The sequence below is a fragment of the Hymenobacter koreensis genome, assembly GCF_039541855.1.
GTDB lineage: Bacteria > Bacteroidota > Bacteroidia > Cytophagales > Hymenobacteraceae > Solirubrum > Solirubrum koreensis.
Genome location: NZ_BAABHA010000008.1, coordinates 61,860 through 73,917 on the forward strand (window position 1 = coordinate 61,860; position 12,058 = coordinate 73,917).

Below are 12,058 nucleotides of genomic sequence, written 5' to 3' on the forward strand. Positions count from 1 at the left end.
ACTGTAACGCGTCAAGGGCTAAAAACGACGCTGCCCGGGTTGGGCGTCGACGCAAAGCCTGCGAGTTAGAGGTTTTTTCAATAGTTTAAGCCTATTTGTTTAACCTACAAGCTGTAACGGGTTGCCGGTAATTATTCCTCAATTTGAAATCATTTGCACCATGCAAAATTCTATGCTCCGCTTTGTGTTACTTGTTCTTTTAGCTGCCTGCTTTGTAACAGGCTACGGGCAAATCCCTCCAAGGGCCCAGCGGCTCGAAAATTTACCGGGGCCCCTTATTTTGTTGAACTCCTCTATTATTGCTAATGGCCTCTATGATCAACTCAATCCGCAGGATTTTAGGGCGATGAAAGTTTACAGAGGACAGGACATGCCTAGTTCCTTACAGAACATCAGTTTCACCGGCCTTGTCGACGTAACTTACGATAAGCCGATAAGCAGTCAACCGCTTATGGAACTCCGCAACCAGCGCGGCTTGGCTGGCCCTGTGGTGTTTGTGCTCAATGGGAACAGGCTGACCGCCGCACAAGTAGCCTTCTTGCGCTTCGTGCCCGAAGCTATTGGACAAGTGCAGGTCAGTCCTGCAAACGCCACGAATATGGAAACGGTAATCAGTATCCAAACCAACACCACTAAACCGCCTAGACAAGCTATGCCTAATGATCCTTTGACGGGCAAACCACAAGTAATTCTGCGCTAATAGCTGGCAAGGGGCGGTCAAATTATTTTACATGTTTGGGTGTGTTAATAGGCCCAAACCTTAGACTCGCATGTTTTGCATCGAATTACCGCATCGGCCCCGGCCGGCCCCTAACCCCTATTGCAGGTTAGAGGCTAGCCGGGGCCGATGCGGTTGGGCCAGTTCCTTTCGGGCTCTACCAGTAAACCGTGTAGAGCACCGTTATCAGCACGAAAACCACGGCCGAACCAATGACGAAGCTGCGCTGGGGTTTAAACATGCTTGGGTCGACTTCGAGGCCGTTGGTTTTTACGCCGCGGCTGGTTTCCAGCAGGCTGATGAGCACCATCACCAGCACGCACACTACGAACACGATGCCCATGCGGTCGAGGAAGGGAATTTCGTAGACCCCGGCCGGATTGGGCACCGCAAATCCGAACGGTGCCAGCCCTGCAAGGTTCACCATCGTGGGCAGGAACTTCAGCAGCACTGACAACAAAAAGCCGCCGATGGTGGCAAACAGGGCCGCGTTCGAGGTCGTTTTCTTCCAGAAGAAGCCCAGGATGAACATGGCAAAAATGCCCGGCGACACAAAGCCCGTGTACTCCTGAATGTACTGGAAGCCGCCTTTCTTGTCGATGCCCAGGTGCGGCGCTATGAGCACGCCCAGAATCATGGCCACCACCACGGCAACCTTGCCCATGTTCACCAGCGTCTTTTCCGACGCGTTCGGGTTGAACACCTTCTTGTACACGTCGAGGGTGAAAATGGTAGCAATGCTGTTGGCTTTGCCGGCCAACGACGCTACTACCGCCGCCGTTAAGGCCGCAAACGACAACCCTTTCAGGCCCACCGGCAGAATGCTCAGGAGCACGGGGTAGGCGCGGTCGGGATTTACCTCGCCGTCCTGCATCATTTCGGTGCTGAATACGTCGGCTTTGAAAAGCACGAAGGCCGCAATGCCGGGCAGCACCACGATTACCGGCATCAGGAGCTTCAGAAATGCCGCGAACAACAGGCCGGCGCGGGCCGTGGGCAGGCTGGCGCCCAACGCGCGCTGGGTAATGTACTGGTTGCATCCCCAGTAGTTGAGGTTCACAATCCACATGCCGCCGATGAGCACCGTAAGGCCGGGCAAATCGAGGTAGTTGGGGTTGTCGCGGTTGAAAATCATGTGAAAATGGTCGCCGGCTTGCTCGGTTAGCAGGTTAAATCCGCTTAGCACGCCGCTGCTGCCGTACTGCTCGGCAACCAGGTTCAGGGCCAGGTACGTGGTGGCCAAACCGCCCAGAATGAGCACAAACACCTGAATTACGTCGGTGTAGCCGATAACTTTCATGCCACCGAGGGTAATGACGATGGCGAAGACGGCCAGGGCATACATGCAGAACTCCAGGTTCAGGCCCGACACGCTGCTGATGGCAATAGCGCCGAGGTAGAGAATGGACGTCAGGTTCACCACCACGTAAAGCATCAGCCAGAAAATGGCCATAATCATGGCTACCGTGCCGTTGTAGCGCTGCTGCAGAAACTGCGGCATGGTGAAGATGTGGTTCTTCAAATACACCGGAATGAAGAACACCGCCACGATGATGAGCGTGGCGGCGGCCATCCATTCGTAGGTGGCAATGGCTAGTCCCATCTTAAAGCCCGAGCCCGACATGCCCACGAACTGCTCGGCCGAAATGTTCGACGCGATGAGCGACGCCCCGATGGCCCACCACGTCAGGGAGCCTTCGGCCAGGAAATAGTCCTTGGAGTCGCCTTCCCGCGTGCCGTCGTGCCCCGTTTTGCGGCGGTAGATCCAGATGCCGTAGCCAGCCACGATCAGGAAGTAGACGAAAAACACGATGTAATCGAGCGTGGAGAGCTGGTGCTGCATAGAAGCGGGCGAAAAGCAGATGAACCGGGGCAGGACGTGGCCCTGCCCCGTGGGCAAAGTAAGGCCTTAAATAAAGCGGTTGATGAGGTTTTCCAGGTATTCCTGACGGCCACTCACCACGGCTGGCTCGCCGTTTTGGGCCGCAAAGTCGCGCAGATCTTCCAGGCTCAGTTGCCCTTGCTCAAACGCCTGGCCGGGGCCGCCATCGAAGGAAGCGTAGCGCTGCCGGCGAATCTGGCGGTAATCCGACTTCTCTAGAATGGCGTCGGCGGCAACCAGGGCGCGGGCAAACAGGTCCATGCCGCCGATGTGGGCGTGAAACAAATCCTGCGCGTCGGTGGAGTTGCGGCGGATTTTCGCGTCGAAATTAATGCCGCCGCCCTGCAGGCCGCCGGCCTCCAGAATCACCAGCATGGACTCGGTCAGCTCGTAGAGGTTGTTGGGAAACTGGTCGGTGTCCCAGCCGTTCTGGTAGTCGCCGCGGTTGGCGTCGATGCTGCCGAGCAGGCCCGCGTCGGCGGCTACCTGCAGCTCGTGCTGGAAGGTGTGGCCGGCCAGCGTGGCGTGGTTTACTTCCAGGTTCAGCTTAAAGTCGTCGAGCAAATCGTACTGACGCAGGAAGCCGATGACGGTGGCCGCGTCGTAGTCGTACTGGTGCTTGGTGGGCTCCATGGGCTTGGGCTCGATGAAGAACGTGCCCGTGAAGCCGTTGCGGCGGGCGTAGTCTTTGGCCGTGTGCAGAAACCGGGCAAAATGCTCCTGCTCGCGCTTCATGTCGGTGTTCAGCAGGGTCATGTAGCCTTCGCGGCCACCCCAGAACACGTAGTTTTCGCCGCCGAGGGCAATGGTGGCGTCGATGGCAGCCTTAACCTGCGCGCCGCCGTGGGCCAGCACGTGAAAGTCGGGGTTGGTGGCCGCGCCGTTCATGTAGCGGCGGTGCGAAAACAGGTTGGCCGTGCCCCAAAGCAGCTTAATGCCGGTTTCCTGCTGTTTCTCCTTGGCGTAGGCCACCATGGTTTGCAGGCGCCGCTCGTTGTCGGCCACATCGTTGGTGTAGTCCACCACGTCCACGTCGTGGAAGCAGTAGTAGGGCAGGCCCAGCTTGGTCAGGAACTCGAAGGCGGCGTCCATTTTGGCGCGGGCCCGCGCAATGGGGTCGGCTTCGGTATCCCACGGAAACAGGTGGGTCGGCTCACCGAAGGGGTCGGCGCCCGAGCCGTTAAACGAGTGCCAGTAAGCGCCAGCAAAACGCAGCCACTCCTTCATGGGCTTACCGGCCACCACGCGCTGGGCATCGTACCAGCGGAACGCCAGCGGGTTGTCGGATTGAGGACCTTCGTATTGAATTTGAGGAATGGCGCTGAACAGGGTTTGGGCGCCGATGGCTACACTCATGGTTTCGTTGGTTTGTCGGTTTGCGGAAAACCGGCCGTTAAGCCGGGTTAAATTCAATTTGAACGGTTGATTTGAGGCTGGGCAAATGCGCCAGGAGCTGCTCTTTCCACTGCTGGTACACGGCATCGTACACCGCGGCTTCCTCGTTGGGGTGGATGCTTTGCAGGCACTGCATGTGGCGGAAGGCGTCGTCGGGGCTGGCGTACACGCCCGCGCCAATGCCCGCGCCCAGGGCCGCGCCCACGCTGCCGTCGGTTTGGTAGAGCTCCACCGTAAGGCCGGTGGCATTCACGAAGGCCTGCGTGAATACCTCGCTCAGGAACATGTTGGTTCGGCCGGCTTTCACAACGGTGGGGTGCAGGCCGTTTTCCCGCATCAAGTCCAGGCCGTAGCGGAAGGCAAAGGCCACGCCCTCCTGCGCTGCCCGTAGCAAATGATTGGCCGTGTGAACGTTCAGATCGAGGTTAAGGAAATGTGCACCTACCTGCTCGTTGGCCAGCATGCGCTCCACGCCGTTGCCGAAGGGCAGGCACAGCAAGCCCTCAGAGCCGGCCGGTACGGAAGCGGCGCGCTGGTTGATTTCGGGGTAGCTCAGCTCGTGGCCCACGGCCTGCTTTACCCAGCGGTTCATGCTGCCCGCACCGTTAATGCACAGCAGCACGCCCAGCCGGGGCTGCTGCGCGGTGTGGTTTACGTGGGCAAAGGGGTTTACCCGCGACTGACGGTCGACAAACAGCTGATCGGTAACGGCGTAAATAACGCCCGAGGTGCCGGCCGTGGCCGCCACTTCGCCCGGCCGCAGCACGTTCAACGACAGGGCATTGTTGGGCTGGTCGCCGGCTTTGTAAGTCACCGGAATGCCAGAGGTCAGGCCCAGCTCCTCGGCCACGGACGTCTTTAGCTGACCGTGCGGCACAAATACGTCGCGCACCGGCGGAATGTGCCCGCGCTCGAAGCCAAAGAAGCGGAAAACGTCGTCGGAGAGTTCGTGGCGGGCAAAATCCCAGAAAATGCCTTCCGAGAGGGCCGAAATGCTGGTGGTGGCTTCGCCGGTGAGTTGCAGGGCAATGAAGTCGCCGGGCAGCAGCACCTGGTGGATGCGGGCGTACACCTCGGGCTCGTGCTGTTTTACCCAGGCCAGTTTGGCAGCCGTGAAGTTCCCGGGCGAGTTAAGCAGGTGCGTCAGGCACCGCTCCGCCCCAATGGCTTCAAAAGCCTGCTCGCCGAAGGGTACAGCGCGGCTGTCGCACCAGATGATGGCGTCGCGCAGCACGTGCCGGTGCTTGTCTACCAGCACCAGCCCGTGCATTTGGTAGGCAATGCCAATTGCGCCAATGTCCTGCGGATTGTAGCGCTGCGTGGCGTGGGCCTGCAACACCGCTTGTTTGGCATCCTGCCACCATTGCAGCGGCTGCTGTTCGGCCCAGCCCGGTTGCCGCGTCAGGATTTCCCGCTCGGTTTCGGGGTAGCTCACCGAGGCCAGGCACTGCTGGGTTTGGGCATCCACCACCGATACTTTAACCGATGAGGTGCCGATATCAATTCCAAGGAGCAGCATGGGTAACCGGGGAAAGTTGGGTGGATTGGTAGCGGGGCAAAACAAGGAAGCTGGCGGTAAGCCCGCTTCCGAACCGAGACGATTTGCTAGCTGGCGAACAAGGCGCCTGCCTGCGGCAGCCGACCCATAAGGCAAGCCAGCAAATGGTATTTGTGGCGGAAATATAAGGCAAATCTATAAAATTGTTCTAATCGGAAACGTTTCCGCAAATACATATAAAACTTAGTTAGCTCCTTCAAAAAGGAGATATACAAGCCTAAGCCCAGCCGATAAGCCACGAGGAAAAGGCATTTATATCAGCAAGCCTGCAGCAGCGAAACGTGTAACCACGGGACTAACAAAAGGAAGAAATGAAGCCAATTTTCAACATCAACACACTTAAAATTAATAAATTAGTCACGAGCACTTCCGCACAAACAATGTGCAGAGCTCTGCTCGAATCAATAATAAACCCAACAACATAATCCAGAACCTGCAAACTTCCGGCAACGTTTCCGATAGTTTTTTATTTCAAAATAATTGACCTGCTATAGTTCTATTCTACTTACTTGACTTTATTTGTCCGAAATCGGTTTACTGGCTCTGGCTTTCGGCTTGCGCGGGGCTAACCGGTTGCTGCGCTACAAGTCTTTTTCGCAATACCCAAAACGAAACGAACGCGCCGCCTTTTGCCTGTTCCTTTCCATCGCACTACGCTTTAACCCACGTGAACCACTCCTCTCCTTTCCTGCTCGCGCGCGTTGCCACGCTTGGCTGGCTGGCCCCGTTATTATTAGCCGCCGGCTGCCAGGGTACTTCTGCCCCGGAAGGTGCTGCCGATGCGCAAGCCAACGCCGCCGACTCCACCGCACAGGCAGCCGCGGACAGGCCGACCTTTCTCTCGAAACCGCTCATCAGCGACATTTATACAGCCGACCCCTCGGCGCACGTGTTTAACGGCCGCATTTACATTTACCCCTCGCACGACATTGAAGCGGGCGTGGCGGAAAACGACAACGGCGACCATTTCGCCATGCGCGACTACCATATCCTGTCCATGGATAGCGTGGGCGGCAAGGTGACCGACCACGGCGTGGCCCTCGACGTCAAGAACATTCCCTGGGCCGGCCGGCAGCTGTGGGCCCCCGACGCCGCCTTTAAGAACGGCACCTATTACCTCTACTTCCCGCTGAAGGACAAGCAGGATGTATTTCGCATTGGGGTAGCCACGAGCACCTCGCCCACAGGGCCGTTTAACGCCGACTCCAAACCCATTCCCGGGTCTTTCAGTATCGACCCGGCCGTATTTACCGATACCGATGGGCAGAGCTACCTGTACTTCGGCGGCATTTGGGGCGGGCAGCTCCAGCGTTGGCGCACGGCGGCCTACGACTCCACGGTGGCGCCCAATCAGCCAGCGGCCGAGGTAGCCGTTGGCCCGAAGGTGGCGCGCCTGAGCAAAGACATGCGCACGTTTGCCGAGCCGGTGAAAGAGGTGCGGATTCTGGACGAAAACGGCAAGCCCCTGCTGGCCGGCGACACCAACCGCCGCTTTTTCGAAGGTGGCTGGCTGCACAAGTACAACGGCAAGTACTACTTCTCGTACTCCACCGGCGAAACCCATTACCTGGTGTACGCCGTCGGCGACACGCCCTACGGCCCCTTTACCTACCAGGGCGTTCTGATGAACCCCGTGCAGGGCTGGACCACGCACCACTCCATTGTGGAACACCGGGGCAAGTGGTATGTCTTTTACCACGACACCGAGCTGTCGGGCAAAACCCACTTACGCAACGTAAAAGTGACCGAGCTCAAGCGCACGGCCGACGGCCGTATGGAACTCATCGAGCCGATGACGAAGGGATAAAACAGGCGTGAATCGTGTAAGCAAAGGGCCCCGGCTTTCTAATAGCCGGGGCCCTTCGTGCGTTCATGGCCGCCCGCCGGCCTGCGGTTATACTGCTGGCAGCTCCCACTGAAAATGCTGTTTGAGCAGGTCGTTCAGCTTGTTAGGGGTGAGGGGCTTATCGAGAAACCCATCGACGGGGAACTGATGCACCTGGGCTACGTCGCGCGGGTGCAGCGAGGTGGTGAGTACTACCACCACGCATCGGCGTTTTTGCACCGGCACTAACTGCTGATAAGCCGCCAGAAATTCGATGCCGTTCATGCCGGGCATGCTGATATCGAGCAGCACCAGGGCGGGACAGGCGGTGGAGTCAGCCGAAGCGCAATATTCCTGAAGCAACGCCAGGGCCTGCGCGCCTTCCTGCGCCACCAATACCTGCTCGGCCACTTCCAGCCGGCGAAGCAACGAGGCGTTTAGAAAGTTGGCCGTCTGGTCGTCGTCAACCAGCAACACGCAAGGAAGCTTTTTCATCGATAAACCGTAGCAGGTGGGGCTTTTTAGCGTCCCGAAACCAGCATACGGCATTTACCGCGGGAAGTAGACCGAAAAAACGGAGCCTGCCCCCAGTTCGCTTTCCACGCTCACCTTGCCGCCGGCGTTTTCCACGCTTCGCTTTACCATGTACAGCCCCACGCCCGAGCCCTCCACGTGGCTGTGCAAGCGGCGAAACATAGTAAACAGTTGCGCGTGCTGGTGCGGCTCCAGCCCCAGGCCGTTATCCTGCACCGAAAGCACCGTGTACTGGCCCTCCTCGCGGCAGTAAATGCGCACCAGCGGAGCCCGGTTGGGGTGGCGGTATTTGAGCGCGTTGCTGAGCAGGTTGTATACTACGGAGCGCAGGTTACGGAGCGAAAACGACACGCTGGGGCACCGGCTTACATCTACTTCTACCTGCGCCCCGGTTTCAGCAATGAGCGGCTGTAGGTCCTGGCATACATCGTCAATCACGTCGGCCAGCCGAATGTCGATGGGAAGCTGCTCATGCTCTTTTTGCAGCTTGGTCACGTCGCTCAGGTAATCTATGGTGCGTTTGAAACGGTCCACGGAGTCCTGCATCATGGTTAGCACGGGCGCTACCTCGGGGTCGTTCAGTACCGAATCGGGCAGCTGCCGCTCCAGCACATCCAGCAGCCCCTCGATGTTGGTGATGGGCGCTTTCAGGTCGTGCGAGGCGCTGTAAATAAAGTTATCGAGGTCGATGTTGGTGTGACTGAGCTGCTGGTTTAGGGCATCGAGCTCGGCGTTGCTGCGGCGGAGCTGCTCGTTGGTCTCGGCCACGTATTGCCGGGCTTCCACCTGTTCCGTTATATCGGTTACCAGCGTGTAAAAGCCGGCTACTTCACCGTTTCTGATTTCGGGAATGTAGCTGGTGTGAATGTATTTGGTGAAGCCTTCCCGGTAGGGCATACGGGCTTCAAAATCCTGCCGCTGGCCGGCCAGCGCCCCTTCAATGTACTTGAGCACGGCACTGTACGCCTCCTCGCCCACTACCTCACGTACGGGCCGCCCCAGCAGCGCGCTGGGTTTTTGGTTAAACCAGGCTTCGTAGGCGTGGTTAGCAAATTGGTACTTCTGCTCTTTGTCGAGGTAACCGATGAGCACTGGCAGCGCGTCAGTTAACAACCGCAGCTGCTGGGCACTGGCGTCGCTGGCCTGCCGCGCCTGTACTTGCTCCGTTACTTCGAAGGCAAACACCAGTACCCCGTCGATGTGGCCTTCCTCATCGAAGCGCGGTTGTTGAACGTAGTTGAAGTACCGGTCTTCCAGTACGCCGTCCTCGGTTCGCACAACGGGAACGTGCATTCCCAGTTCCTCGTGCGTGATGCCCGTGCGGAAGATGCGGCGAAATACCTCCACCGACGAATGCTGGGCCAATTCCGGCACGGCTTCCAGGAAGGGCCGGCCCAAGAGCCGGCGCCCGGGCAGCAGGCGCTGGTAAGCCGGGTTTACCAAGTCAAACACCAAGTCGGGCCCCGAAAGGATGCAAATGGCGGCCGGCGCCTGCATGAACAGGCGTTCGAGGTTGGCACGTTGCAACTCGGCTTCGGCGCGGGCCTGCTGCGCTTCGTGGGTACGTTGCGTTACCCTGATTTCCAACTCCTGATTCAGGATTTGCAGCTCCTGTTGGGCACTCTGCAATTCGGCGTTGTTGGAAAGGAATTCTTCGTTGGCGGCGTACAACTCTTCGTTGGCGGCCGCTAATTCCTCGTTCAGGTTTTGCACATGCTGGCGGGCTTCCACCTGCTCGCTCACGTCGTAGGCAAAGATGAGGACACCGGTAACATTGGCCGCTCCGTCCTGAATGGGCTGGTAAACAAAGTTGAAATAGCGCGGCTCCAGGCGGCCCGTGCCTTCAATATCCAGGTAAGCCACCTGCTCACTACCATAAATAGCCTCACCAGTCCGCAGCACTTCCTCCAGCATATCGAAAAAGGGCTGGCCTTCTATTTCGGGCAGTGCATCCCGTATCGGCAGACCTATTACATCTCGTTTTCCGATTAACCGCTGGAGCAAGGGGTTAATCATGGTGTAGCGAAGCTCGGGGCCTTCCAGCTTGGCAATGTAGGCCGGGACGTTCCTAAACAATTCCTGGAGCTGCTGCCGCTGCGTTTCGGCTTCGGCCAAAGCTGCTCGCTCACGGGCCTGGCTTTCGCGCAAGGCTTCTTCCACCGGCGTGCGGTTCTGGTCGGCGGTGTCGGTAAAGCTGACCACCAGCAGCTCGCCGTGGCGCTGGGCCGATATACGGAAGTAATTATCGAGCCCGTCGTACTGGTAGTTAACGGCGTGGCAGCCCGCTTGCCCGGTTTTGTACATGTGCCGGTAGAAATCCATCACGCCGGTCTCCTCGGTACTGGGAAAGTATGTGCGGAAAGACTGCGGAGGGCGCTCTGGCAGCCCCAACATGCGCTGACCGGCTGGGTTCAGGTATTCCACCGTAAAATCGGCCGGCCCCTGGCTCCCGGACTCTGTATTTGGACGCAACAGCATAAAGGCTGTCAGCGAAACGTCGAGCAGGGTTTGGGAAAAGCCATCGGGGGCAAAATTCCGTGGCGCCATCGGGTCATTGTTTTCAGCCATATACCAATCCAGTACCCGAAGATAAGCGGAGGAACACGGCTCATACGGCCAGAAGCCGTTTTAAGGGTGAAGTGCCCAACACAAGGACTCGGAAACAGTACCGAACAAAAGATTACCGCTTTTTTCGACTGGCTTGAGCTTCAGTTCACCCAGAGGTTGTTCAGGTTAACCGAAAAACAAGCTCGTCATTACTAATATTCAATATTATCAATTAAAAACAACAATACAAGGCGGGGCGTACAGGAGGATGTGGTGTTTAACAAATAGCCACAAAATGTTTAACACAACCATACTGTTATGCTGCCATCCGAAGCCCAAGCTATATCAGAGGAATACTTAGCGTTCATCAACAACAAGGAATTCCCCTGCGTAGCCGCCAAAACCGCCCTTACCTGGAATCAAATCCACTGCCTTGTCGTCGACCACCTGGCTTGCCCCAAAGACGACGCGGATATTCTGCAGTTCGTGTACCAGTTCGTGGATGCCTACCGCAAGTCGGATAAGCTTTACCACAGCGCTGCGGTCATTTTTAAAGGACCCGAAATGCCCACGGAGCCCATGTTTGCCGACTTGTTCTGGCAACGCCTGCAGGCCCTCTCCAACCTCGATGCCCGGCAGTACGGGTACGACCCGCGCGTGGTATCCGACCCGATGTCGCCCGACTTCAGCTTCAGCCTGAAGGAGGAGGCTTTTTTCATAATTGGGCTGCACCCCGGCAGCAGCCGGCCCGCCCGGCAATTCCGGTACCCCACCATGGTGTTTAACGCGCACGCCCAGTTTGAGCAACTGCGCGATACGGGCCGTTACGAAACGCTGCAGAATACCATTCGTAAGCGCGACGAAGCGTACTCCGGTTCCGTAAACCCCATGCTGCGCAACTTCGGCCAAGCCTCCGAAGCCTACCAGTACACCGGTCAACTCCTCGAAGACGCCTGGAAATGCCCTTTTTTAAGCCAACATGGACGAACTGACCATCATACCGCCGCGTAGCGGCACGGCCTTCGAGTTGCGCAAAGGCCAGCGCCTGCGCGTGGTGGACGTGCAGGGCGAGCAGGTGTCGGATTTCGTGTGCTTTAACCGCCACGATGTTGCCGAGTACCTCTCCTCGGGCCGCACCATCGACTACGCCGAAACGATTTTCCTGACCACCGGCCACCCGTTCTACTCCAACCGCTCGAACGTGATGTTTGAGTTGGTAGAGGACACCGTGGGCCGGCACGATTTCCTGCTCACGCCCTGTTCAGCCGACACGTTTCGTATTATTTACGGCCACGAGCACCCGCACCGCGGCTGTTTTGGCAACCTAAGCGAAGCCTTGGCGCCCTATGGCATCAGCCCCGATGCTATTCCCATTTGCTTCAACATTTTCATGCACGTGACCGTGGATGGAGAAACGGGTAAAGTGGGCGTGCTGCCGCCCAAAAGCCGCGCCGGCGACTACGTAGTGCTGGAAGCCACAATGGACTTGATTGTGGGCATGACGGCCTGTTCGGCGGAAATGTCGAACAACTACGCCTTCAAGCCGATTGGCTACCAACTAGAGTCCGAAGCCCACGCCTCTGCTGGGCAAGCGTAAGC

Annotated in this window: 9 protein-coding genes; 4 read left to right on the plus strand and 5 right to left on the minus strand. The window is 57.9% G+C overall.

The window, feature by feature from the left end; genetic code table 11:
* The first annotated feature begins 160 nt into the window (after positions 1-160).
* Positions 161-700 (plus strand): hypothetical protein, encoded by a 540-nt coding sequence (locus ABD903_RS12740; protein WP_345224776.1) that lies wholly within the window; start codon positions 161-163, stop codon positions 698-700.
* Positions 701-875: 175 nt separating this feature from the next.
* Here ABD903_RS12740 and ABD903_RS12745 read toward each other — a convergent pair whose 3' ends face one another.
* The 3 genes from ABD903_RS12745 to ABD903_RS12755 form a co-directional block, all read right to left on the minus strand.
* A complete protein-coding gene (locus ABD903_RS12745; protein ID WP_345224778.1) occupies positions 876-2,561 on the minus strand; it encodes a sodium/sugar symporter in 1,686 nt (561 codons plus the stop codon).
* Positions 2,562-2,627: 66 nt separating this feature from the next.
* A complete protein-coding gene (gene xylA / locus ABD903_RS12750) occupies positions 2,628-3,956 on the minus strand; it encodes a xylose isomerase (protein ID WP_345224780.1) in 1,329 nt (442 codons plus the stop codon).
* Positions 3,957-3,993: 37 nt separating this feature from the next.
* A complete protein-coding gene (locus ABD903_RS12755) occupies positions 3,994-5,514 on the minus strand; it encodes a xylulokinase (RefSeq protein WP_345224781.1) in 1,521 nt (506 codons plus the stop codon).
* 706 nt (positions 5,515-6,220) lie between these two features.
* On the opposite strand from ABD903_RS12755, the gene ABD903_RS12760 reads away from it, so the two are divergent.
* A complete protein-coding gene (locus tag ABD903_RS12760; protein ID WP_345224783.1) occupies positions 6,221-7,360 on the plus strand; it encodes a glycoside hydrolase family 43 protein in 1,140 nt (379 codons plus the stop codon).
* 87 nt (positions 7,361-7,447) lie between these two features.
* Here the strand turns inward: ABD903_RS12760 and ABD903_RS12765 are convergent, their stop codons facing one another.
* Together ABD903_RS12765 and ABD903_RS12770 are read right to left on the minus strand one after the other, a co-directional pair.
* Positions 7,448-7,873, minus strand: a complete 426-nt coding sequence (locus ABD903_RS12765) for a response regulator (RefSeq protein WP_345224785.1) — start codon at positions 7,871-7,873, stop codon at positions 7,448-7,450.
* A gap of 54 nt (positions 7,874-7,927) precedes the next feature.
* A complete protein-coding gene (locus ABD903_RS12770; protein ID WP_345224786.1) occupies positions 7,928-10,480 on the minus strand; it encodes a PAS domain-containing protein in 2,553 nt (850 codons plus the stop codon).
* A 297-nt stretch (positions 10,481-10,777) separates the two neighbouring features.
* On the opposite strand from ABD903_RS12770, the gene gntA reads away from it, so the two are divergent.
* Positions 10,778-11,470, plus strand: a complete 693-nt coding sequence (gene gntA / locus ABD903_RS12775) for a guanitoxin biosynthesis heme-dependent pre-guanitoxin N-hydroxylase GntA (RefSeq protein ID WP_345224788.1) — start codon at positions 10,778-10,780, stop codon at positions 11,468-11,470.
* A complete protein-coding gene (locus ABD903_RS12780) occupies positions 11,439-12,056 on the plus strand; it encodes a DUF1989 domain-containing protein (RefSeq protein ID WP_345224790.1) in 618 nt (205 codons plus the stop codon). Before gntA ends, ABD903_RS12780 begins: the two co-directional genes overlap by 32 nt.
* The last annotated feature ends 2 nt before the right edge of the window (positions 12,057-12,058 follow it).